At 67.5% G+C, this 24341-nt stretch carries 19 protein-coding genes and 1 tRNA gene; 8 read left to right on the top strand and 12 right to left on the bottom strand.

Going from position 1 to position 24341, the window contains the following annotated elements:
- The first annotated feature begins 13 nt into the window (after positions 1-13).
- Genes cobN through ASD72_RS06720 form a run of 3 tightly spaced genes read left to right on the top strand, consistent with a single transcriptional unit; the run spans position 14 to position 4787 of the window.
- The gene (gene cobN / locus ASD72_RS06730) at positions 14-3955 is read left to right on the top strand and encodes a cobaltochelatase subunit CobN (protein ID WP_162250351.1); all 3942 of its coding nucleotides are present in this window, start codon (positions 14-16) and stop codon (positions 3953-3955) included.
- 25 nt (positions 3956-3980) lie between these two features.
- Positions 3981-4460, top strand: coding sequence for a MotA/TolQ/ExbB proton channel family protein (locus tag ASD72_RS06725; protein ID WP_056879170.1), 480 nt, complete (start codon positions 3981-3983; stop codon positions 4458-4460).
- 3 nt (positions 4461-4463) lie between these two features.
- Positions 4464-4787 (top strand): DUF2149 domain-containing protein, encoded by a 324-nt coding sequence (locus ASD72_RS06720; protein ID WP_056879169.1) that lies wholly within the window; start codon positions 4464-4466, stop codon positions 4785-4787.
- 248 nt (positions 4788-5035) lie between these two features.
- Here the strand turns inward: ASD72_RS06720 and ASD72_RS06715 are convergent.
- The 5 genes from ASD72_RS06715 to dtd form a co-directional block, all read right to left on the bottom strand.
- Positions 5036-5111: transfer RNA gene (locus ASD72_RS06715), tRNA-Ile, on the bottom strand.
- Positions 5074-7044 (bottom strand): glucans biosynthesis glucosyltransferase MdoH, encoded by a 1971-nt coding sequence (gene mdoH / locus ASD72_RS06710; RefSeq protein ID WP_081420263.1) that lies wholly within the window; start codon positions 7042-7044, stop codon positions 5074-5076. Before mdoH ends, ASD72_RS06715 begins: the two co-directional genes overlap by 38 nt.
- Positions 7045-7046: 2 nt before the next feature.
- Entirely contained in the window at positions 7047-8591 is a 1545-nt protein-coding gene (locus tag ASD72_RS06705) for a glucan biosynthesis protein G (protein WP_056879168.1), read from the bottom strand.
- Positions 8592-8741: 150 nt separating this feature from the next.
- On the bottom strand, positions 8742-10595 hold the full coding sequence (rpoD, locus tag ASD72_RS06700; protein ID WP_056879167.1) for an RNA polymerase sigma factor RpoD: 1854 nt from the start codon (positions 10593-10595) through the stop codon (positions 8742-8744).
- Positions 10596-10695: 100 nt separating this feature from the next.
- Positions 10696-11136, bottom strand: coding sequence for a D-aminoacyl-tRNA deacylase (gene dtd / locus ASD72_RS06695; protein ID WP_056879166.1), 441 nt, complete (start codon positions 11134-11136; stop codon positions 10696-10698).
- Between the two features lie 93 nt (positions 11137-11229).
- Here dtd and ASD72_RS06690 point away from each other — a divergent pair, with 93 nt between their 5' ends.
- The 4 genes from ASD72_RS06690 to ASD72_RS06675 are packed head-to-tail and all read left to right on the top strand — an operon-like array spanning position 11230 to position 15638.
- The gene (locus ASD72_RS06690; RefSeq protein ID WP_056879165.1) at positions 11230-12129 is read left to right on the top strand and encodes a lauroyl acyltransferase; all 900 of its coding nucleotides are present in this window, start codon (positions 11230-11232) and stop codon (positions 12127-12129) included.
- Between the two features lie 31 nt (positions 12130-12160).
- Positions 12161-13612, top strand: coding sequence for an SEL1-like repeat protein (locus ASD72_RS06685; protein WP_162250350.1), 1452 nt, complete (start codon positions 12161-12163; stop codon positions 13610-13612).
- Entirely contained in the window at positions 13612-14112 is a 501-nt protein-coding gene (locus ASD72_RS06680; RefSeq protein WP_056879163.1) for a PH domain-containing protein, read from the top strand. Before ASD72_RS06685 ends, ASD72_RS06680 begins: the two co-directional genes overlap by 1 nt.
- Positions 14112-15638, top strand: coding sequence for a PH domain-containing protein (locus tag ASD72_RS06675; protein WP_056879162.1), 1527 nt, complete (start codon positions 14112-14114; stop codon positions 15636-15638). The genes ASD72_RS06680 and ASD72_RS06675 overlap by 1 nt, the downstream gene beginning before the upstream one ends.
- Positions 15639-15683: 45 nt before the next feature.
- On the opposite strand, the gene ASD72_RS06670 is transcribed toward ASD72_RS06675, so the two are convergent.
- The 7 genes from ASD72_RS06670 to def all read right to left on the bottom strand — a co-directional run bounded on the left by ASD72_RS06670 (position 15684) and on the right by def (position 23031).
- The gene (locus tag ASD72_RS06670; protein ID WP_056879161.1) at positions 15684-16712 is read right to left on the bottom strand and encodes a CDP-glycerol glycerophosphotransferase family protein; all 1029 of its coding nucleotides are present in this window, start codon (positions 16710-16712) and stop codon (positions 15684-15686) included.
- Entirely contained in the window at positions 16712-17527 is an 816-nt protein-coding gene (locus tag ASD72_RS06665) for a glycosyltransferase family 2 protein (RefSeq protein WP_056879160.1), read from the bottom strand. The genes ASD72_RS06670 and ASD72_RS06665 overlap by 1 nt, the downstream gene beginning before the upstream one ends.
- A 61-nt stretch (positions 17528-17588) precedes the next feature.
- The gene (locus tag ASD72_RS06660) at positions 17589-18647 is read right to left on the bottom strand and encodes a glycosyltransferase (protein WP_056879159.1); all 1059 of its coding nucleotides are present in this window, start codon (positions 18645-18647) and stop codon (positions 17589-17591) included.
- A gap of 120 nt (positions 18648-18767) precedes the next feature.
- A complete protein-coding gene (locus ASD72_RS06655) occupies positions 18768-20018 on the bottom strand; it encodes an O-antigen ligase family protein (protein WP_155944513.1) in 1251 nt (416 codons plus the stop codon).
- Positions 20019-20236: 218 nt separating this feature from the next.
- Complete coding sequence (rsmB, locus tag ASD72_RS06650; RefSeq protein ID WP_056879157.1) at positions 20237-21532, bottom strand: 16S rRNA (cytosine(967)-C(5))-methyltransferase RsmB; 1296 nt, start codon at positions 21530-21532, stop codon at positions 20237-20239.
- Entirely contained in the window at positions 21529-22449 is a 921-nt protein-coding gene (gene fmt, locus ASD72_RS21455) for a methionyl-tRNA formyltransferase (RefSeq protein WP_056879156.1), read from the bottom strand. Before fmt ends, rsmB begins: the two co-directional genes overlap by 4 nt.
- Positions 22450-22518: 69 nt before the next feature.
- A complete protein-coding gene (def, locus tag ASD72_RS06640) occupies positions 22519-23031 on the bottom strand; it encodes a peptide deformylase (protein WP_056879155.1) in 513 nt (170 codons plus the stop codon).
- A gap of 132 nt (positions 23032-23163) precedes the next feature.
- On the opposite strand from def, the gene ASD72_RS06635 reads away from it, so the two are divergent.
- Positions 23164-24288: a LysM domain-containing protein gene (locus ASD72_RS06635; RefSeq protein ID WP_056879154.1), complete on the top strand. Its 1125-nt coding sequence runs from the start codon at positions 23164-23166 to the stop codon at positions 24286-24288.
- The last annotated feature ends 53 nt before the right edge of the window (positions 24289-24341 follow it).

Raw genomic sequence — 24341 nt, 5'->3', positions numbered from 1 at the left:
AGCAACGATCGGCATGCTGGCGACGACTTTGGCGTTCGCGCAAGGGTTGCCCGCTCCTGCCGAGGCAAGTAGCGCAAAGGATGCCAGCGGTCGCTTGGTACTGGTAGGCAGCGGCTTCTTCCCGCAGGGTAAGCTGGCGTTGTATCGCCAGCTCGCCGCCGCTGAAGGCGTTCAACTGGACTACCTGCGCGCACCCCTGCAGCCCGATGCCATCACCACGATGCAAGGCGCGGATCTGGTGCTCGCCGAATTGCCACCGGTGCAGATGTATCGCGATGAGAAGTTGCCCGGCCAGTTGGCATCGCTACCGCGCGCGCTGGTGGTTGAGCGTGATGGCCAACGTGGCCTGGGCCTCAGCGAGGAGCAGGCCACACTGCTGGCGGCCTATGCGCGCAATGGCGGTGAACGCAATCTCGGCGCACTGCTGCGCTACGTCCAACACTGGAAACGTGTGGGCACGCCACCGACGACGCCGGAGCCGGCACTGGTCATGCCCCGGACTGGCATCTACCACCCCGGCTACCGCGATCTGGCATTCGCGTCACTGGAAGACTACTTGGCCTGGCTGGGTCCCAAGGTGCGCGCGGGCCAGCCGGTGATCGGCATTGCCATGTTCGCCTCGGCCATCGGCTCCGATTCGACGGCCCACATCGATGCACTAGTTCGTGAGATCGAAAGCCGCGGTGGCATCGCGGTGCCGTTCTTCCGTGACACTGACGGTGGCGTTCCGGTCGAGACACTACTGATGCGCAACGGTGTGCCCGTGGTGGACGCCGTGGCCAACTTCGAGATCCTTTATCGGGGCGACATAGGCAGCGACTACGCACGGCTAGGTGTACCAGTGCTGCAGGCGATCACTTACTGGGAAGGCCCGGAGCCGGCCTGGCGCGCCGACCGGCAGGGTGTGTCGCCGGGCGCGACTTCGTTCTACCTGGCGATTCCCGAGCAAGCCGGATTCATCGATCCGCTGATCGTCGCTGCGGCCAAATCGCGTACACCGCCCCAGCCGATCGCAGCGCAGATCCGTTCCTTGGCCGACAAGGCCATCAACTACGCATCGCTGCGCCGCAAGCCGGCCGCCGAGAAGCGCGTAGGCATCGTCTTCTACAACTATCCCCCGGGCGAGAAAAACCTGGGTGCCTCTGGGTTGAACTTGCCGCACAGCCTCCACACCACGCTGGTCGCCATGCGCGAAGCCGGTTACTCCGCCGATCTTCCTGATGAACCCGCACTACTGGAAGCGCTGCAGCGCCTGCTGGCCCCCAGCTACCGTGGCGTCGCCGAACTGGATGCATTACTGCGTGACGACCTGGCAGGTTGGCTGCCATTGAAGGATTACCAGCGCTGGTTCGAAGCGCTGCCTGCCGATGTGCGCGACAACATCACCAAGGCGTGGGGCTCCCCGTCGGCCAGTCCCTGGCTGCGCCAGCACAATGGTGAAGCTGGGTTCGCCATCCCCAGGCTGCGGCTGCGCAACGTCACGCTGCTGCCCCAGCCCACACGTGCCACGCCGGGTGAGGATGCCGGCAGCAGCGCCTATCACGATGTCGGCCGACCGGTGGATCACGCCTACATGGCCACCTACCAGTTCCTGCGCGAACAGGCCGGGCAGGACGCCATCGTGCATTTCGGCACGCACGGTACGCAGGAATGGACCTATGGCAAGGAACGCGGACTGTCGGTCCACGACAACCCGATGTTGCTGGTCGGTGACATCCCTGTGGTCTACCCCTATATCGTGGATGACGTGGGCGAAGCCTTGCAGGCCAAGCGCCGGGGCCGCGCTGTCATCGTCAGTCACCAGACACCGGCTTTCGGTGCAGCCGGCCTGCACGGCGATCCGTTGCGCCTGCACCAGTTGATCGATGAGTACCAGCAATTGGATCACGGGGCCGTGCGTGACACGGCGGCCCGGCAGCTGCGAGAGCTGGCCAGCAGCAGCGGCGTGGCTGCCGACCTACAATGGCTACCCGCACGTATCGAAGCTGACTTCGATGGCTTCCTCGCCGCGCTGCATGAGTATCTGGACCAGATCGGCGGACAGGCACAGCCGCAGGGCCTGCACTCGTTCGGTGAAAGCGTGGACAACACACGCCGGGGCGACACGGTCAGGCTGATGCTGGCGCGGCGGATCACGCAAGCGCTGGCGCTGGACGAAGCGCACCCATCCACCGCCACCGACTATCGCGCGCTCGTCGACGAGCCAGGACGACGCTGGCTTCAGCAGCATCTTTACGACGGTGTGCCACTGGCTGCTGATGCCCCGCTTGCACAACGCGAACTGCTCGAGGCAGCGCGCCAGGCGGATACGTCGCTGGACGCGGGAAGTGAAGTTGCCGGGCTGTTGGCTGCGCTGGCCGGCCGCTACTCGACGCCAGGTCTCGGGGGCGATCCGTTGCGCACGCCGGAAAGCCTGCCCACTGGCCGCAACCTGTACGGGTTCGATCCGCTGCGCGTGCCCTCACGCGCGGCATGGGAAGCGGGCCAAGTGGCCCTGCAACAACTGATCGGCAGCTATCGCGCGCAGCATGGTGGGCAGCACCCGGAGAAGCTGGCGTTCTCGCTGTGGGGTGTGGAAACGATGCGCCACAACGGTATCCTGGAATCGCAGGTGTTCGCTGCACTGGGTGTGCGGCCAGTGTGGGACGACGGCGGCAGGATCGAGAAGGTGGAACTGATCCCTGCGCATGAGTTGGGCAGGCCGCGTATCGACGTGGTGCTGTCGGCCACAGGCCTGTACCGCGACCAGTTCGGTGCGCTGATGCAGCGGATGAACGAAGCGCTGGCATTGGTCGAAGCCGCTGATGATGGCGACAACGTGATCGCCCGCCACACGGCACAGGTGCGTGCACGCCTTCTGGGCGGTGGCGTTTCCGCGGAGGTCGCGGAGCGCTATGCCCGCACGCGCATCTATTCCAGCGCCCAGGGCCGCTACGGCAGTGGTCTGGGTGGAAACGTTCTGCGCACCGACAACTGGGAAACCGACGCCACGCTTGCCGAGTCCTACCTGGCGCAGATGCAGTACGGCTACGGTCCGGATGCCGCCCACTGGGGCGAAGTCCCGGAAGGCGTCAATGCCTATGCCGAGCAGCTGCGCGGTACCCAGGCAGCAGTCCTGTCGCGCTCCTCCAACCTGTACGGCATGCTGACCACCGACGATCCGTTCTCCTATCTGGGCGGACTCTCACTGGCCGTGCGCCACCTGGATGGTGCCGCTCCTTCGCTCTACATCTCCAACCTGCGCGACCCGGCCGGTACGCGTGTCGACGATGCGGCCCGCTTCCTTGCTGCCGAACTGCAGTCCCGCCAGTTCCACCCGGGCTGGATTACGCAGATGCAGCGGGAGGGCTACGCGGGCACGCTGGAGATCGTCGCCTCGATGGACAACTTCTGGGGCTGGCAGGCCGTAGACCCCAGCATGGTGCGCGACGACCAATGGCAGGCCTTCCACGATGTCTATGTCGAGGACAGCTTGGACCTGGGCATGCGCGACTGGTTCGAGCGCAGCAACCCGCATGCCCTGGCCCAGATCGTCGAGCGCATGCTGGAAGCGCACCGCAAGGGCTACTGGAAAGCCGACGATGCGACCCTGCGCAGCCTGGTCGACACCTGGAACGAGCTCGACGCACGCCACGACGTGTTGCCCGGCAGCAGCAAGCTCCGCCCGCACGTGGCGCGACTAGCTAGTGCATTCGGGCTGGGGGCACCCAGAGCGGGGGCAGCCCCCGCGCACGCGCCGGGCGCACCAAAGCAGGAGAGCACACCGGTACCACCTAGCGCCAACGCAGCTCCACCCACTACGCCACCGCCACCGGCCAGTCAGAAGGTCAGTGGCATGCAGTTGCGCCAAGTAACGCCACAGCTCCCATCACCTCCGTCGAGGTGGTGGCTGACGTTGCTGACTGCGCTTGCGGCATTTGCCATCGGTGGCACCCGCCAATGGCGCCGTGCCTGATATCCCTCCCACTCCGACCAATGACATGAATCTGATCGAATCCCTGCTGCACCAACTCTCCGGCTGGTTTCTCGCACCCGTGCTGGTGCTGATCCTGGCGATGTTCCTGTATGCCTGTTACGCGCTTGGCGCCTTCGCAGTGGAAGCACTGCAGCGACGTCTGGGCCGCTCCCATGCCATGGAGCGCCATTGGCAACGCCACGACGGCGCACTGGAAGATCTTGAACTGTGGACGCTGAAGCAGTTGGAGCCGCTGCGTATCGGCAGCCGCACAGCCCCCATGCTTGGCCTGGTGGCGACCATGATCCCGATGGGACCTGCGCTGGCTGGCCTGTCCGACGGCCGCATGGAGGAGGTTGCCCGCCACGTCGGCATCGCGTTCGCCGCAGTGATCGTCTCGCTGCTGGCCGCCTCGGTCATCTACACGGTGCTGGTGGTTCGCCGACGCTGGCTGTTGCAGGATCTGCGCAAGATCGAACTGGCGATCGCAGCAAGGAGGGCCTGAGCCATGCGTCGCCGCTATCTGGACGAAGACGATCAGGATGACCCGATCCTGTCGGTGGTCAACCTGATCGACGTGTTCCTCGTCATCATCGCCATCCTGCTGATCGCACTCATTCGCAATCCCTTCAATCCTTTCAGCCAGGACAAGATGGTGATGGTCGCCAACCCGGGGCAGGCCGACATGGAAATCGTGGTGAAGGATGGCCAGAAGCTCGATCGCTACAAAGCCAGCGGCCAGATCGGCGAAGGTGAAGGTATGCGGGCAGGTACCGCCTACCGTCTGAAGGACGGCAGCATGATCTATGTGCCAGAGGCTAGCGATCCGTGATCCAGCATCTCAAAGTGTCCGCTCTTGACCTTGGATTCATCCAATCGACGCAACAGGTTGTCGATATCGTTCTGTCGGTGTTTCGTAACCAAGCGACGCGTGACCATTCGTTGAGCCGGTGCGCGACGGCGTCCAGTTTGGCTTCCATGAAGGCAAGTCGTTGCAACGATTGCCATTCTTGTCATCCCAAGTTGAAACAACGGTTCAACTTATGCGCTCGGTATCAACCAGCCACCACATGACGCATCTGGTGGGCCCACCAGGACTCGAACCTGGAACCAAAGGATTATGAGTCCTCTGCTCTAACCATTGAGCTATAGGCCCGCTGGGCCGGGATTGTACCGGACGGGGCCAGGTCGGTTGCGGCGCCGGGGGACGTACCCCGCAGCTGCAGCGCGCGCGCCAGCACGCGTGGCGGGTGCGCTTCCTCGGGGATGCGCAGCCATCCGCGCGCACGCAGGAACTGCCCCACTGCCGGGGACGCGGTCAGGACGTTGATCGGCACCGACAACACCATGCCCAGCACCACCGGCGCCATCCACGCGGCGAGCGCGGGCGATACGAGATAGGCAAGCACGCCGCTCAGCACACCGAACACGGTCAATCCTGCGTAGCGACGCACAAGGCTGCCCAGCGGGACACTGCCGTCGTCGCGGCGCTGCGTCTCCCAGCCCGAATCACGGCCCGCGAGCACCTCGGCCACGCCGCGCGATTGCACGTACATGGTGACGGGGGCCATCAGCGCGGCCAGTGCCGTCTCCAACACGGCGCTGCCCATGATGCGGATCGCGCCGCCGCATTGCCGGCGCAGTTCGGGTTGCAGCAGCGTGGCCACGCAGCCCATGACCTTGGGCGCCAGCAGCACCGCCATCGTGAAGTAGAACACCCACAGGAAGCGCTCGGGATCGCCGCCGCGCCAGTACAGCGCGGGCGTGAAGCCATCCAGGTGCGGCTGGTCGAACGAGAAGCCTGCCTGCTGCAGCGGTATCGCCAGTCCTGCCAGCATCAGCATCGCCCACATCGGCGCCGTGAAATAGTGGCCGATGCCCACCAGCAAGTGCATGCGGCTGAGCCAATGCAGGCCGCGTGCAGGCAGCACCGCGCCGTGCTGCAGGTTGCCCTGGCACCAGCGGCGGTCGCGCACCAGCATGTCGGTCAGCGAAGGCGGACCCTCCTCGTAGCTGCCGGACAGTCCAGGCACCATGTGCACCGCCCAGCCGCCACGGCGCAGCAGCGCGGCTTCGACGAAGTCATGGCTCAGCACCGCACCAGAGAACGGCTTGCCGCCACCCAGGTGCGGCAACCCCGCATGCGCGGCGAAGGCGGTGGTGCGGATCAGCGCGTTGTGGCCCCAGTAGTTGCCATCCGCACCATGCCACCACGCCACGCCCTGCGCGACGACCGGACCATAGACGCGCCCCGCGAACTGCTGCATGCGCGCGAAGAAGGTGCGTCCATTGACGATCATCGGCAGCGTCTGCACCAGCGCGAGCCGCGGATGCTTCTCCATCGCCGAGGACAGCCGTACCAGCGTATCGCCGGTCATCAGGCTGTCCGCGTCCAGGATCAGCATGTGCGGGTAGGCCGCGCCGAACCGGCGCACCCACTCGGCGATGTTGCCGGCCTTGCGCTCGGTGTTCTTGTCGCGGCGCCGGTAGTACACGCGTGCCGTGGCGCCGAGACGGAACTTCAACTGGGCGAAGGCGCCCACCTCTTCCTGCGCGATCTCGGGCTTGGTGGTGTCGCTGAGCACGAAGAAGTCGAAGCGATCGAGTTGGCCTGTCTCTGCCAGCGATTCGTGCATCGCCTGCAACCCGGCAAGCAAGCGGTGCGGATCCTCGTTGTACGTCGGCAGCAGCAGCGCGGTACGTGCCGCGACGACAGGAAGCGGCGCCCGCACATCGATGCCCAGGGGCATCGCACGACGCGAGACCAGCTGCACGAACCCCGCCAGCGCACTGGAGAACGACAGCGCGATCCACGCGAAGAGCGCCACGAACAGCACCAGCACCACGCCTTCCAGCATGTCGATCCCGCCGCCGCGCAGCACCCACCACACCTGGTAGGTCGCCAGGAGGGTCAGCAGCAGCGCACCACCGATCACCACCGCCCGCCGCCAAGGGATGTCCGTCGGCGATGTCGGCAACGTGCGCGACGCCAGGCGCCCGACGGACAGGTCCTGCACGGGCATGTCGAGCGGCGCTTCGGGCGGCAGCCAGGCGTTCCGTGCCGAGACGTCGGAGGGGGTGTCGGTCATGATCAAGTGCTCCAGCGGTACAGCCAGGTTTCGGACAGCGGCGCGTGCCCCTCCAACACGCGCGCATGCAGTTCGACATCGCGCCCGTCGGCGCTGTCGGTGTTCGGGCGGAACTCGAAGCTCAGGCGCCAGCCCTGCGTTTCCGGATTCGGATACACGACGGCGCCGCTTACCTCGCCGCGCGTCGCCCAGACGTCCGGCGTCAGCTTCGCGTCGCGCGGCATCGACGCCAGGCGACCTCCCTCCAGGTCGATCACGACCAGCCGGCGCGTAGGGTCCGGCGCCGCACCGATGCGGGTGTCGCTGACCACGGCGAGTGCCGATTGCCACGCATGCGTATCGCACCAGTGCATGCGGTAGTCGAAGCGATGCTCGCGACCCGCGCGCAAGGATTTCTCCGGACGCCAGAACGCCACGATGTTGTCGTGGTATTCGTCGCCGGTCGGGATTTCGACCAGCGTCACCGCACCCTTGCCCCAGCGACCACGCGGCTCGATCCACAGGCTGGGGCGCTGGTGGTAGCGCGCTTCGATGTCGGCGTAGTCGCCGAAGCCGCGCTTGCGCTGCATCAACCCGAAGCCGCGCGGGTGCGTGTCCATGAAGGCACTGCTCTGCACGCGCGGCGGGTTGCTCAGCGGCCGCCAGATCTGGTCGCCATGGCCGTTGAAGATCGCCAGCCCGTCCGAGTCGTGTACGGCCGGCCGGTAGTCGTCGGTGCCCACGCGGTCGCCGGCATCGAACTCGAACATGCTGGTCAGCGGCGCGATGCCGGCACGGCCCAGGTCGACGCGCGGATACAGCCGCGATTGCACGTCGATCACGGTCTCGACGCCGGGCTTCATGTCGAAGCGGAACGCGCCGGCCACGCTCGCGCTGTCGAGCAGCGCGTGCACAACCAGATGATCGGCGCCGGGCGCCGGCTGCTCGATCCAGAACGCGCGGAAGATCGGGAACTCCTCCGCGCCTGCATCGCCACTGCCCAATGCCAGGCCGCGTGCAGACAAGCCATACGCGTGCCCCTTGCCCAGCGCACGGAAATAGCTCGCACCGAGGAAGGCGATCAGTTCGTCGTAGACGTCCGGCGCGTTGAGCGGCGTGTGCACGCGGAAGCCGGCGAAGCCCAGGTCGCTGCCGAGTTCGGGCTTCGTACCCGGCGGAAACGAAAACAGCTCGGTCGTGTAGGCGATCGGTGTCGCGCTATCGCCTTCCACGCGATACAGCTCGACACGCTGCTTGAACAGGAAGCCGCGATGGAACATCTGCACCTGGAACGGCAGGCCTTCCTTGCGCCAGATTGCCTGTTGCGGATCGAAGCGCAGGTCGCGGTAGGCGTCGTATCCGGTATCCAGCGCCGCGGGCAGCGTTTCGTCCGGCGCGCGGTACGGTTGCCGGGCCAGCGCGCGGGCCAAGTCTGGAACCGTTTCCACCGTGAAGCGTGTCGAAGGTGCGGCCGCATTCGCGGTTGTCGTTGCCTGCGCCAGCACGCGGGGCACGCCGCCCAGCAGTGCGATGGCGAGCGCGCTCTTGAGTGCGTCTCGTCGTTGCACGCGGTTCTCTGACCGTGGTGATGGCGTCAGTGTAGAGAGCGTGATGTGACGGTCATGACAAGGCGGCGATGCGCGCGCCGCCGACATTGCACCAAAAAAAAGCGCGACCCCGAAGGGCCGCGCCTGGATGGTGCATCACCGCGCGTTGCGTCAGTCGATGTCGAGGAAGCTGCGCAGCTGTTCCGAGCGCGAGGGGTGACGCAGCTTGCGCAGCGCCTTGGCCTCGATCTGGCGGATGCGCTCGCGGGTGACGTCGAACTGCTTGCCGACTTCTTCCAGCGTGTGATCGGTGTTCATGTCGATGCCGAAGCGCATGCGCAGCACCTTGGCCTCCCGCGGGGTCAGGCCGGCCAGCACATCGCGGACGGTTTCCTGCAGGTTGATGTTGGTGGTGTTCTCGATCGGGGACTCCACGTTGGTGTCCTCGATGAAATCGCCCAGGTGGGAATCCTCGTCGTCGCCGATCGGGGTTTCCATGGAGATCGGTTCCTTCGCGATCTTCATCACCTTGCGGATCTTGTCCTCGGGCATGTCCATTTCTTTCGCCAGTTCTTCCGGCGTGGCCTCGCGGCCGTACTGCTGGAGCATCTGGCGGGAAATGCGGTTGAGCTTGTTGATCGTCTCGATCATGTGCACCGGGATGCGGATGGTGCGCGCCTGGTCGGCGATCGAGCGGGTGATCGCCTGACGGATCCACCAGGTGGCATACGTCGAGAACTTGTAACCGCGACGGTACTCGAACTTGTCGACCGCCTTCATCAAACCGATGTTGCCTTCCTGGATCAGGTCGAGGAACTGCAGGCCACGGTTGGTGTACTTCTTGGCGATGGAGATCACCAGGCGGAGGTTGGCCTCGACCATCTCCTTCTTCGCCTTGCGCGCCTTGGCTTCGCCATAGGCCATCGCACGGCTGATTTCCTTGATGTCGGCCAGGGTCAGGTGCATCGCCTGCTCGACCGCGATGGTCGCTTCCTGCTCGGAGACGATCTGGTCCTTGACGTCGCGCAGGCCCGAAGACCACTTCTGCTTGCGCTTCAGGACTTCGTCCACCCAGCCCAGGTTGGTCTGGTTGCCTTCCCAGGCGCGCAGGAATTCCTTGCGCGGCATCTTGGCGACGTTCGCGCACAGGTGCAGCACGCGGCGCTCGTGGTCCTTGATCTGGGCCATCACTTCGCGCAGCTTCCTGACCAGCGTGTCGGTCAGCGGCAGCGGCAGCTTCAGGGTGACGAAGGTCTCGGCGAGCTCGCTGCGCAGCTTGGCGACGGCCTTGTTGTCCGGACCGTTCTTGGCGTACGACTTCTTGAACTTGGCGTAGCCGTCGGCCAGCACCTGCATGCGGCGCGCGACCTCTTCCGGATCGGGACCGGTCGGCGCGGCCTCTTCGGCCACGTCGTCGCCACTTTCCTCGTCGTCCTCTTCCTCGCTGGCGTCGGCAGCTTCTTCGGCCGCCGGCACGCTGTTCTCGACGGGCTCTTCGACGTCGTTGAAGCCGACGACCACTTCGGCCAGGCGCTTCTTGCCTGCCTTGTGCAGTTCGTAGTCTTCCAGCAGCAGTTCGACGGACCACGGGAAGTTGCCCAGCGACGCCTGCACCTGGGCCAGGCCTTCCTCGATGCGCTTGGCGATGGCGATTTCGCCCTCGCGGGTCAGCAGCTCGACGGTGCCCATCTCGCGCATGTACATGCGCACCGGGTCGGTGGTGCGACCACCTTCGGTGTCCAGCGAGGTCAGTGCGGCCGCGGCTTCTTCCGCGGCGGTCTCGTCGACTTCGCGGTTGCCGGTGTTGCCATCGGCCAGCAGCAGGGTTTCGGCATCGGGGGCGACTTCATGGACGTCGATGCCCATGCCGTTGATCATGCCGATGATGTCTTCGATCTGTTCCGGATCGACCAGGTCGTCGGGAAGGTGATCGTTGACTTCGGCGTAAGTCAGATAGCCCTGCTCCAGGCCCTTGCTGATCAAGAGCTTGATGTCGGACTGCTGCGCAGGACGTTCGTTGGCCATGGAGGTTGCGCCACCGGGAAGAAGGAAGGGAGAACCCCGTATTATACCAGCCCGGACCGGGTTGGGCTCCTGAACCCCGGCCATCGACAAGGGGAGAACGTCATGGCCGCAGCAGGAAGGTCACCGGCCCGTCATTGACGAGGCTGACCACCATATGGGCGCCGAAGCGGCCGGTTTCCACCCTCCCGGCGTGCTTTTCCCTGCAGGTCGCGACAAACCGGTTGAAGCCCCGTTCAGCCTCATCCGGCGGCGCGGCCGTGGTGAAGCTGGGGCGCATGCCCGAGCGGGTGTCCGCCGCCAGGGTGAACTGGCTGACCAGCAGCAGGCCGCCCCCGGTATCCGTCAGGGACCGGTTCATCCGACCTGCCTCGTCGCCGAACACACGGTAGCCAAGCAGGCGCTCGGCCATGCGGGCGATCTGCGCCTCTCCGTCGCCCGGCTCCATGCCCACCAGCGCGAGCAGGCCGCCATCGATGGCGCCGACCACCTCCCCGTCCACGGTAACCGCGGCCGAGGTGACGCGCTGGATCAGGGACAGCATGGGCGGGCTCCGCAGAAGGGAGCGACAGGATAGCCGCAGCACCGGCCCACCCCCTGCCACGGGCGCGTCGTCCCGGTTGGCTACACTCCCCGGATGAAACCGGCCACGCTCGCTTCTCTCGCTTATCACGCCGCCGCCCTGGTCGGCCGCCTGCCGTGGTCCTGGTTGCGCGCCCTGGGCGATGCGATGGCCTGGGCCTGGCGCCGCTCCGACGCCCGCGAGAGCCGGGTGGCGCGCCGCAACCTGGAGATCGCTTTCCCGGACCTGCTGCCCGGCCAACGCGAGGCGTTGCACGAAGCGATCCTGCGCACCACGTCCCGACAGGCGCTGGAAACGCTGCGCTTCTGGACCCGCCCTCCCGCCGAGAATCTGGCGCTGCTGCGCGAGCGCCACGGCGAAGCGCTGTACGACGCGGCATTGGCCAGTGGCAAGGGCGTGATCGTGGCAGCCCCGCATTTCGGCAACTGGGAACTGCTCAACCAGTGGCTGGCCTCGCGCGGCCCCATCGCGATCGTCTACCGGCCCCCCGAATCGGCCATCGGCGACGCCTTCCTGCTACGGGTGCGGGGCGCGGACAACATCCGCCAGGTACGCGCGGAAGGTGCGGCCGTGCGACAGCTCTGGAAGGTGCTGAAGGACGGCGGCGCGGTCGGCATCCTGCCCGACCAGCAGCCCAAGGCCGGCGACGGCGAATTCGCTCCGTTCTTCGGTACGCAGGCGCTGACGATGACGCTGGTCTCGCGGCTGGCCGAACGCACCGGCGCGACCGTGCTGTTCGCCTGGTGCGAGCGGATCGGGCCCGGGCCCGACTTCGCGCTGCATGTGGAACCGGCGCCCACCGGCATCGCGGACGCGGATCCGGTCGCGGCGGTGACGGTGCTCAACCAGAAGGTCGAGCGCATCGCGCGACGCGATCCCGCGCAGTACCAGTGGACGTACAAACGCTATACCCTGCGGCCGGAGGGCAGCGGCGAGGACAATCCCTACCGCTGAAGGGGACAACACGACGGGGGATGCGATGCGCATGCGTAAGTGGCTGACAGGATGGTTGGCGGGATGGCTCGTGGTTCCCGCGCTGGCCGCGCAGGACCCGGCCGCGATGAACGAGGTCTCGCGGGCATGGGACCGCTACGCCGCGTTGAGCAGCCAGGAGAAGGCCGAAAGCGTCGATCTGCTCGCCGCCTCGAGCCTCGTCCATTTCGGATTCCTGCGCGACATGGCGCTCTACGCTTCGCCGGACCAGTTGCGCCGGCTTCCCAGCGGCGACCGCATCGTGGTGTACCTGTTGCGCGCCACCCAACAACCCGCCGCACTGAAGGCGATGGACAACCGCGCGGTGGCGCGGCTGTGCATGGTCGAGGGCTGGTCCGGCGTGGACGAAGGCAACGACGAGCGGCCGATCCTCTCGCTGTCCAACGTCACCGTGATCGACGACCTGGCCGTGGGCGAAGTCGCGCCGCCGACGGAGAGCCAGTTCCAGTTCGGTCCCGTCCTGGTGCGCGAGGACGGGCAGTGGCGCTACCGGTACGAATCGATGATGCCGGACGTGTCGGCGTTCATGGACCAGGCCTTCAAGCAATCGGCGCTCGGCGATGTCCGCAGCATGGAGCTCGCACTGGCCAACATGCTGGAAGACGAGGCGCCCAGCCTGGCCCTGCTGGACCGCACACCGCTGGACGATGCCGCCATGCGCACGCGCCTCAACGAAGCCTGGCCCGACTACGCCGCACCGCTCCGGTGGCGCCTGCGCGCCGTGCGCAGCAAGGCCGAAGCCGGCGATGGCTTCGCCCAGTTCGTCATCGGCGCGCTGCAATACGGCGGCGGCATGGCGCAGTTCGTGCCGAAGAACACCGCCGAGGGCCTGACGTGGCTGGAAAAGGCCAGCGAGGGCGGCCACGGGCAGGCCGCCTGGCTCGCTTCGGTGGCGATCACTGAAGAAGGCAAGTATTCCGACGACGCCATGCAGCGCGCACTGCCCCACGTCAAGCGTGCCGCCGCGCAGGGCGTGGAACCGCAGGCCCTGCTGGCCATGGCCCAATACCACCACGATGGCCTGGCCGGCATGGCGCGCGATTGCCAGCAGGCAGAGGAGTGGGCCGCGCGCGCGGAAGAGGCCGGCGCGAAGCAGGCGCGCAACGAGCGCGTGTGGATCCTCGCCACCTGCCCGGTGCCCGGCCAGCGCGAAGCGGGCCGCGCACTGGAGTTGGCGCAGTTCATGATCCAGCGCAAGGACGAACTCGGCTGGCACGAACTGGACACCGTGGCCGCCGCGTTGGCGGCCAGCGGCGACTTCACCCGGGCCGTGCAGTTCCAGACGCTTGCGATCGAGAAGATGACCGCCGACGCGGACGTCTCCAAGGACGCCCGCGGCCCGATCCAGAAGCGGATGAAAGCGCGCCTGGGCAAGTACCGCAGCGGGCACGACTACGTGGTGGACTACCGCGCCATCGATGAAATGAGAGCGAGCAGGCATTGATGCAGACCGACCACGACACCGCCGCGTCGCCGACGCCGTCTTCCTGGCAGGCCCTGCCGTCGCGCGGCGCCTGGCTGGCCGCACTGGGCGGCGCCGCGCTGCTGTTTCCGCTGGGCTTCCCCGCCTTCTTCATCTCGCGCGCCAGCGACCTGGTCTCGCCCTGGGTGGCGGTACCGCTGGCCGCGGGCGTGGGTGCCCTGTTGGGCGCCTGGGTCGCGGTGAAGCGCCATCGCCGCACCCGCTGGCGCCTGGACGACCAGGGCCTGGCGGTGCGCCGTGGCAACTGGTGGCAGAGCGAGACGCACGTGCCGATCTCGCGCGTGCAGCACCTGGACCTCAAGCGCGGCCCGCTGGAACGCAGCGCGCGCCTGTCCACACTGGTCGTGCACACCGCGGGCACGCGCATGGCGGCGGTCTCGATTTCAGGGCTGGACGTCGACGACGCCGAGCGCCTGCGCGAGCGCCTGGCGACCCAGTTGGACCACGACGACGCGCTGTGATGGACGACGTCTCCCTGGACACCCCTTCGCCCGAACGCCGCCTGCATCCGTGGTCATGGCTGTTCGTGCTGTTGCAACAACTCAAGCAGTTCATCCTTCCGCTGGCGGCGCTGCTCGTGTTCGGCGCGCGCAAGGGCGACGGCGACCTGTGGATCTCACTGGCGCCCTTCATCGGTATCGTCGTGCTGGTGACGCTGGCGATCCTGCAGTACTTCACCTACCGCTACGTGATCGGCCGTGATGGCCTGACCGTGCGTGAAGGCCTGCTGCACCGCTCGCGGCGCGAGATCCCGTTCTCGCGCATCCACAATGTCGTCGTGCACCAGTCGCTGCTGCACCGGGTGTTCGGTGTCGCGGAGGTGCGGCTGGAATCCGCCGGCGGGCAGAAGCCGGAAGCGCAGATGCGCGTGCTCGGCCTGCGCGACGCACTCGCGCTGGAGGACTTGGTGCGCCATCAGGTCCGGGGTTCCGCACCCGGGCATGCGGCATCGCCCGACGCCGAAACACAGGAAGCCGATGCGACCCTGCTGTCGTTGTCGACCGCAGAAGTGATCCGGCTGGGCCTGATTTCCAACCGCGGCATGATCGTGGTGGCGGCGGCCTTCGGTGCCGCCTGGCAGATCCTGCCGGAGCGCATGATCGAGCAGTTCTTCCGCCAGGGCGCTAAGCAGGCCTTCGGTTATGCCGAACAACTGCACCTGGGATGGCTGGCGGGCGCAGCCGGCGTCGCGGCGCTCGTGCTGCTCGCCCTTGGCCTGGTCCGCGCGCTGTCGGTGGTGCTGGCGCTGCTGCAGTTCCATGGTTTCCGGCTCAGCGAAGATGCGCGCCGGCTGATGGTGGAGCGCGGCCTGCTCGCGCGCCTGCGCACCAGCGTGGCGCGTCGGCGCATCCAGGCATGGACGCTGCAGGAAGGCGTGCTGCATCGCTGGTTCGGGCGTCGTTCGCTGCGCATCGATACCGCGGTGGCGGAGAAGGCCGGCCAACAGGACCAGCGTGCACTGAAGGACCTCGCGCCGATCGCCACGCCCGAGGCCTGCGATGCCCTGCTGGGCCACCTGCTCGCGCAGGGAGCGTGGCCGCGCGAGGACTGGCAGCCTGTCGCCGCGTCCGCGCGCTGGCGTTTGTTGCTGCCGACCGTGGCCTGGCTGCTGCCTGTCACCGCCATGGCCGCCTGGCACCTGGGGCCGTGGGCCTGGTGCGCACTCGCCTGGCTTCCTGTCGCCGCCTACGCCGCGCACCGGCAGTCGTCCCGGATGGGCTGGTCGCTGGACGAGCATCTCGTTGCGGTCCGCGGCGGCTGGTGGTCGCGCTACTGGCGCTTCGCCGAGATCGACAAGCTGCAGGCGCTGCGCCTGTCGCGCTCGCCGCTGGATCACGCCTGCGGCACGGCCTCGCTGTGGCTGGACACCGCCGGCGCGAGCGGCATCGCCGCCCCGCTGGCCCTGCGCTTCGTGCCCGAAGCCGAGGCACGCGCCACCTTCGAGCGCCTCTCCAGCGCGCTATCCCGCCGCCGCCTCCGCTGGTGAGGTCCGGCGGCGTGCGGCGCGCTCAGGGAGACGTGCCCGTGATGCTCAGGCCGGGCCCCAGTAACCGATGCGCTTGCGGATCTTGAGCTTCCGCCACAGGTTCATCGGTTTCGGCTTCGGGTTGCGTGCGCCGGCGGCGATGAAGGCATCGATGGCGTCCAGTACGCGCTCACTGGAACGACCGTCGCGATAGGGATGGATGCTGTCGGCGTACGCCACGATCGCCTCCATCAGCCCGGGCGGTCGCGACAGGGCGCGGCGGATCGCCGGTTCGAACTGCGACGGATCGTCGATGTCGATCAGCTGCGGACCGGGACGGCGGTTCTTGAACGTCACCACCGGCTTGTGGGTCAGCAGGAACTCGTTGAGCGCGGACGACGTGTCCGAGCACATCATGTCCACCTGCGGGAACAGCGCGAGGATGTTGTCGTCGTCGGCGAAGCGCAGGTGCTCGTTCTCGAGCGCGCGGTACTTCGCCACGGTCGCCGGATCCATCTTGGGGTGGAACGTGACGATCCACTTCCATTCGCCGGTGCGCGAAAGCCGCTTCACGTCCTCGTACAACGTTTCCGCGGCGCTCCACGACGGCGAAAACGTCGAGTGGTAGAGAATGACCGGCGGCTGGCGTACCGGCGGTATGCCACCGGCGATCTCCTGCATGAAGGGATCGATCTTCGGCCAGCCCGTCTCGACCACGCTGAAGTGCCCGACCTTGTCGGCGATCGCCTTGAACTGGGCGGTGTCGCGCGGGCCGGTGGTGCAGTAGAGATCGAAGAAACCGCGGATGTAGATGTGGCGCGGCTTGCCGGCATCGAAGCCGTGGAAGGTTTCCACCTTCACCCCGGGAAAGAAGTGCGGCACGGCGTTGCTGCCGGTGATCACGGCGATCGCGTTCCAGCGACGGACGTCCTCGGTCGTCGTCAGCAGCTTCTCGTCGGGATGCAGGTCCTCGGCGCCCGGTCCGTCGAAGAACCAGGCGGCCTCGCCGCCGCGCGCGCGGATGGCGTCCTGCACCGGGCGCAGGATCGCCAGGGCGTAACGCTCCGAGCCGTACAGGAGGTAGTGCTTGGCCATCAGTGTTCGAGTCCGTGTTGGGCGAGCTTGGCGTGCGCGGCGTCGATCGAAGCCGGGTTCCGCTGCATTTCGTAATAGCGCATGCGCTTGTAGACGGCGTAGCTGGCCGCCGTCTGCGCGATGATGAAGCCGCGCCAGCCATCCAGGCACGCCAGGCGCAGCACGTAGTCCTTGAAGAAGGCCGACAGGTAGACCAGCGGCGTCAGCCACATCCGCACCGGGCGCCGCTTGTCGCGCCAGTCGAGCGCCTTGAGCTCGCTGTAGCGCAGGACCTTCAGCTGCTTGTGCGCCAGGCTGGGATTGTCGGCATGGTTGAACGGCGCCTTGAATTCGGCCGCCTCGCCGTCGAAGCGCAGGGATTCGTGCACGCGCGCATCGGTCCAGCGCGCGCGTCCGCGATGGTAGAACCGCGCCATCCGCTCGCCGACCATCGGCCGGTACCAGCGCATCGGCGCGCCCATCAGCCAGGTCCGCCGGCGCAGCCAGGCGCCGGCCTTGCCCGACGCCATCAGCCCGGGCAGGTCTCGCTGGAGGTCGGCGGCCAGGTCGGGCGACAGGAATTCGTCCGCATCCAGCACCAGGATCCAGTCGTGGGCAGCGTGTGTGCTGGCGAAGTTCCGCTGCGGACCGAAGCCCATCCATGCCTGGTGCACCACCCGCGCCCCATGCGCCTGGGCGATGGCGATCGTGTCGTCGGTGCTGCCGCTGTCGACGATCAGCTTGTCGGCGACGAAGGGCGCGCTGTCCAGGCAACGGGCGATGTTCGACGCCTCGTTGTGGGTGATGACGACGAGGGAGACGGGCAGGAGGGGCATGCGGGGGATTCTACCCGCAGGCGCCCCACGCCCAGGCGGCGGGTGGCGAAGACGGCGGGAACTACGCCTGGGCCGCAGGCAGCGGCAGGTAAGCCTTGTCGATGACCGTGGACGGGTTCGGCACGGTGGACGCCGCGCCGATCATCGCGGCGACGGCCTCGGCCAGGCGTTCGCGGAAGGCCTTGTCGTTCTGCTGGAAGAAATCGCGCGCCGCGGCCTGCTTGGCCTGGATCTGCGCCGGGTCCAGCAGCAGCGCAGCCTCCACGGCGCACTCCAGCGCCTCGGCTTCCACCAGATAGCGGGTGGCCAACTGCTGCCGGCCCGTCTGCGAGAACGGGATCAGCACCCCGCGCTCGGCGGTCACCAGTTCGTTCATCGGCTCGGCGTCGGTGGTCAGCACGATCGCACCGGCGCTCAGCGCCTCGACGATGTAGTGGCCGAAACCTTCGGTCTCGGACGGGCACAGGTGGAACAGGTTGGCGTTCTGGATCTCACGCAGCTCGGCGTCGTCCAGATAGTCGACGCGATGAACGATGTTGGCGGCCAGCGGCCGGTAGTCGGCCATGCGCGGATGCTGCACGACCGTCAGCACGGGCCACTCGGGATGACGCGACCAGGTTTCGAGCACCAATCGCGTGCGCTTGGCGCTGCTGCGTCCGGCCAGGTGCAGGAAAGTGCGGCGACGCGCCACGCCGGCCAGGTGCCGGTCGGTACTGGTGAAGCCGACCGGGGCGACCTCGCAGCCATGCCGATGGAAGATGCCGGTGGCATGCGAGGTCTTGGTCAGCACGCGGTCCACCTTCGGCAGGCGGCGCACGTCGCGCGGCAGGCACCATTCCGGGTTCGGGATGAAGGCGTTGCGTTCGGCCGCCGCAAGGAACTCCGGCGAGATGTGCTCGAGCATCAGGTTCAGGTCGAACCGCTTTCGCCGGGCCAGGCGACGTCCCGCGATGGCCGCGCGCTGCACCCAGGGACCCAGCCACTTCCGCAGCTTGCCCCGGCCTCGTGCGGGCTGGATGGCGACCTGGAATCCTGCCTCGCGCAACGCCTGCTCGATCAGGCGCAAATCACGGCTCAAGCCGACACCGTTGTCCCAACCGATCAGGTTGACGTGGGGCATAGGGGGGAACTGCTGGGGGGAGCGCAGAGTGTAGGAATCGCTTGATGACTCGAATGTGAGAGAAAGCCCGGTCTCTCAATGCATTCCAGCGGCGTTTAGAAATGTGAAGCGAAACCTGGACTACTCCGCCCGGGGAGCGTTCGCCGGGAGCACAGGGGTCTGCGCCAGCCCCAGCAGGAAGCCGACCATGACAACGTAGGCACTCGTACTCAGCGCATGCGAGAACATCGACTGCGTCAGTCCGGAAATCAGGTAAACCGCCACCAGCATGCTGGCCGTCCAGCCGGCGCCGGCCGGGATATCCGGCTTCAGCCGCCGCACCTGCCACGTCGCGATGGCCAGCGGCACGCCGTACAGCACGAGTAAGGCCACGATGCCGGCAACCCCCATCGTGGCGCCCCATTGCGCAAGATCGTTGTGCGCGTGCTCCAGGCCACAGAAGTGACGAGCGCCCCCCTGGCAATAGCGGCTGGCATCGACGCGCTGTGCGAAGCCGGCCACTCCCACACCCTGCAGCGGAGCAGCGCGGAAGGACTCCCACGCCACCGAAAGCAAGCCCATGCGGGCGCTGATCGGCTGGTCCACCTGATCGCTCGCAAAGCCGGACACGTCGGCATGGACCTGGTCCAGCCGGAATTGCGAGGACAGCCAGGGCACCGTCCACAGCGCCACGAACAGGGCCGCGAGCATGCCGGCCACCATCGCCAGCCGCCGCCAGCGGTGCTGGGGCGCGCCACCGACGAAGAGCATCAACAGGACCAGCCCCACCCCGGGCAGCACGCCCCGGCTCCCGCTCAGGGTGATCGCGACGACGGCCAACGCCACCACGATGGCGAGCAACAACTGCATCGCGAAACCCGTACGCGCGGGGCGGGCGAACAAGGCGACCACCAACAGGACCAGCACCGCGTTCGCGAACACGATGGGGTTGGCTTCGCCGCCCGCGCGCGGCACGCCCGACCACGACTCCACGATCGACAACAGGAAAGCGAGCAGCAGGCCCGCCAGCGCGCCGTACCACAGGCAGGACAGGCGCACGCGCGTCACCCATGCCAACCACGCGCACCAGGGAAGCAACAGGCATCGGGAAGGATTGTCGAGCGCGGAGATGCCCGCGCCGCTGACCCACATCGACACCGCCGCGACCACCAGCACCGCCAGCGCAGCACACGCAAGGCCGAACACGGTCCGCGGGATCCGCTCCCGATCCGCACGCCACGCATCGGGAAATGCGACCAGCGTCGCAAGCAGCATCAATACGGCGAAGACGGACAGACCCTTGGGCACGACCAGCAAGGCGGTGGCGCTGAATCCCGCCAGCCACGCGAGTGCGCGCGCGACATCCTGTCGACGATGGCTCCTGACCTGCATGACCTCGATTTCTACGTAGTGCGACGGGGCGTCCAACGATGCAGCGACCGTTTCACCTGGGGAGTGACCCGAGTCTGCGCCTCCCGCCCCAACCTGACGTCAAGGTGAGGTGAAACGATGGCGACACTGCATCGGGCGCCAGTATCGCCGATACACGCATCTTGCACGTCGCATCACGTCACACGCGCGTGACAAGGTGTCGCATCCTGCAACCCGGCTCACGCTTTCCTGATGACCGCGTAGAAAAATCCGTCCATGTCGCGCTCACCGGGCAGCCGTTGCCGACCGCCGGCATCCTCGCGTCCCCACGCGTCATCGAGGGGATCGACCTCGGCGTCGCGATGGCGCGCACGGAACGCATCCACCTGCCGTGCGTTTTCGTCGCGCAGCACGGAACAGGTGGTGTAGACCAACCGGCCACCCGGGCGCAGGACGCGCCACGCGGCATCGAGTAGTCGCGCCTGCAGCCGGGTCAGGGCATCCAGGTCTTCCGCCCGTCGATGCAGCAGCACGTCGGGCTGGCGGCGCACGATGCCCGTCGCGGAACAGGGCGCATCGAGCACGACCGCATCGAACGGCTCGCCATCCCACCAGGCGGGCAGATCGGCGGCATCGGCCGCCTTCAGCTGCGCCTGCACGCCCACGCGATCGAGGGTTTCCTGCACGCGCTGCAGTCGGCGCCCGTCCACGTCCAGCGCCACGACGCGACGTGTCGGATCACGTTCGAGCAGGTGCGCGGCCTTGCCGCCCGGCGCGGCACACATGTCCAACACCCGTGCGCCCGCGGGCAACGCGTCCAGCAGGTCGGCGACGCATTGCGCAGCGCCGTCCTGCACGGAGACATCTCCTTGCGCGAATCCCGGCAGCGTCGTCGCCGGCACCGGCGCACGCAGCAGCAACGCATCCGGCACGCCAACGGGCGCCTCGGCCGGAATGCCCGCCTCCGTGAGGCGCTGCAGGTAGGCTTCACGGCCACCGTGCTGCCGGTTGACCCGCACCCACAGGGGGGCTTCATGCTGGCTTTCGGCGAATATCCCATCGGCCTCGGCCGGCCAGTCCGCCCTCACCTGCTGGCGCAGCCACGCGGGCCACGCAGCGTCTGCGGCAGATGCGGGCAGACCCTCCCGCTGGGCCCGGCGCAGCAGCGCGTTCACCAACTTGTCTTGATGCGCTCGCCCCAGCACGCGCACGGCCTCCACTGTCGCCGATACGGCGGCATGCGCAGGCAACCCGAGAACGACCAACTGCGCGAAGCCGACGTGCAGCAAGGCCTTGAGTTCGTTGTCGCGGGGACCGAGCGGCCTGGGCATCCACTGGCCCAGCGCCGCATCGCTGCGCGCGCGCGAACGCAGCACGGCGAAGCAGATGGCTTCCAGCAGCGCGCGGTCGCGTGCGTCGTCGATCCTGGGCAGGGTGTTGGCCAACTCGGCCTTGAGCGAGCGGCCGCGATGCATCACCGCATCGACCACGCGGGTGGCCAGCACCCGGACCGCGACGCCGGCCTGCCCGCTCACGGCGTCACCAGATCGCGCCGCGCGTTGAGGTAGTCGGCTGCAGTGATCGCTTTGCCGCCTTCGCGCTGGACCACCCGCAGGCGCAGGACGCCACGCCCGCAGGCAACGTCCAGCCCGTGCCGACTCGCGCCCAGCAGGGTGCCTGGCGCTGCCTCGTGCGCGTCGTCCAGGGCCACGGCACCGTGGATGCGCAAGCGCTCGCCCGCCAGCTGCGCTTCGGCGACCGGCCATGGCGTGAAGGCGCGCACCTTGCGCGCCAGGACCTCGGCTGGCTGCGCCCAGTCGAGTTTCGCTTCGGCCTTGTCGAGCTTGTGCGCGTACGCCACGCCTTCCTCCGGCTGCAGGTGCGGCGGCAGGCGCACGCCCGCCCGGAGCAGGCCCAGCGCGTCGCGCAGCACCTGGGCGCCGAGGTCGGCCAAACGGTCGTGCAGTTGGCCGCCGGTCTCGTCGGCACCGATCTCCAGGCTCTGCGCCAGCAGCACCGGCCCGGTATCCAGGCCCGCTTCCATCTGCATCAGGCAGACGCCGGTCTCGGCGTCGCCGGCTTCGATCGCGCGCTGGATCGGCGCGGCGCCGCGCCAGCGGGGCAGCAGCGAGGCATGCACGTTCCAGCAGCCGTATTGCGGAATGTCGAGCACCGCCTGCGGCAGGATCAGACCGTAGGCCACCACGATCATGACGTCGGGCTGCAGCTCGCGCAGTGCGTCCTGGGTGGACTTCTTCTTCAACGACAGCGGCTGCAGCACCGGGATGCCGCGCTGGATCGCCTCCAGCTTCACCGGCGACGGCGTGAGGCCGCGCCCGCGGCCCGCGGGGCGATCCGGCTGGGTATAGACGGCCACCACTTCATGGTGGGCATGCGCGGCGCGCAGGCTGGGCACGGCGAACGCCGGCGTGCCGGCGAAGACGATTCTCATGGGGCGGGTTCCGGAAAAGGGATGGCGGGACAGGTGGGGTGGGCCCGCGCCCCCGTCCCCGCGGTCGCGTCAGGCGACGTGCTTGCGCTGCTTGGCGAGCTTCTTGCGCACCATCTCGCGCTTGAGCGGCGAGAGGTAGTCCACGAACAGCTTGCCGTCCAGGTGGTCCATCTCATGCTGGATGCACACCGCGAGCAAGCCATCGGCGCGCAGTTCCTGCGGCTGCCCCTGGCGGTCGAGGAAGCGCACCGTGATCTCGTCGGCTCGTGTGACATCGGCGAAGATGCCGGGGACCGACAGGCAGCCCTCCTGGTAGACCTGTTCGCCGGCCTGTTCGCTCAGCTCAGGATTGATGAAGACCTGCGGCTGGTTCTTCTCTTCGCTGACGTCAATGACCATGAAGCGCTGGTGCACATCCACCTGGCTGGCAGCCAGGCCGATGCCGGGCGCGTCGTACATGGTCTCGAACATGTCGTCGAGCAGGCGCTGGAATCCGGGCGTCGTCACGTTTCCGGCGTCGACCGGTGCCGCCTTCGTGCGCAGGCGCGGATCGGGGAATTCGAGGATGGGGAGCAGTGCCATGGTACGTCTCGAGATGGGGGCGCCTGCGGAATCCGGCAAGGCCTCACGAATTCTAACAAGGGCGCTTGCGTTGCGCCGGGTTTTCTGGACTATAGTGCTGACCACCTGTCGGGGAATCAGGTAGATACCGCCATGTTTAAATATTTTCGTACGGTTCTCGCCGTTGCGGTGCTGACCGTCGGCACCTACGCGACCGCGGCCGAGATGGCGGGGAGCCATCCCGACACTTACGTGGTCAAGCGGGGTGACACCCTGTGGGACATTTCGGCCCGCTTCCTGAAGAAGCCGTGGCTGTGGCCGGAGATCTGGCAGGCCAACCCGCAGATCCAGAACCCGCACCTGATCTACCCGGGCGACGTCATCAGCCTGGCGTACCTGGACCGCGTGGCGGTGCAGCCGGGTCCGCGCCAGGAGGCACCGCTGAACGCGATTCCCCTGTCCGACATCGAGCCGTTCCTGAAGGATCGCCGGGTCGTGGACAGCTTCGAACAGCTGCCGCATGTCGCCGGCCTGGACGAAGATCGCCTGCGCGCCTCCGGGGGCCACAACATCTACGTGCGTGGCCTGGACGGTGCGCAGCCCGGCCAGCGCTTCGCCGTCGTCCGCCCGACCGCCCGCTTCACCGACAATCCGCGCGCGCAGGACCTCGACTTCCGCGGCAAGACCATCCGCGGCGAAGTCGACATGTGGAAGGAAGTCATCGAGCAGACCGGTAAGGGCGAGTTCCTGGGCTACGAACTGGCCAAGATCAACCTGGCCACCTTCACCCGCGGCGTCGTGCCGGGCACGGAAGTCAGCACGCTGCTGGTCGACATCGGCGGCATGGAAGTCCGCGTCGGCGATCGCCTGATCCCGGTGGACGCGCAGCCCTACGACCTGCACTTCTTCCCGCATCCGCCGGCGACCGATCCGGCCGGCAAGCTGCGCGTGCTCGCCGTGGCCGATGCGCTGACCTCGGGTGGCCCGCGCGACGTCATCGCCATCTCCGGTGGCCGCCTGGACGGCGTGGACAACGGCACTGTGTTCTCCGTCTGGCGGAATGGCAGCCACACCGCCAACCGGATGTCGCACCCGGAGTCCTCCCGCGTCAGCGAGTCGCCGAAATCCGGTGCAGGCCGCGTCAGCCTTCCCGACGAGTACGCCAGCCATGCGATGGTGTTCCGCACCTTCGACAAGGTCAGCTACGCGCTGGTCATGGAAGGCGTGGAAGCGACCCGCGTGGGTTACGAGCTGAAGCACCCCGACGCGACCTACTGATCCGCGTCAGGCAACTCCTACGCACCACTGCGACGGCGCCCGAGGGCGCCGTC

The organism is Pseudoxanthomonas sp. Root630, from assembly GCF_001427585.1.
Classification (GTDB): Bacteria; Pseudomonadota; Gammaproteobacteria; order Xanthomonadales; family Xanthomonadaceae; genus Pseudoxanthomonas_A.
The sequence above is the reverse complement of the archived record's forward strand: the minus strand, read 5'-3'. Positions and strand labels throughout refer to the sequence as shown.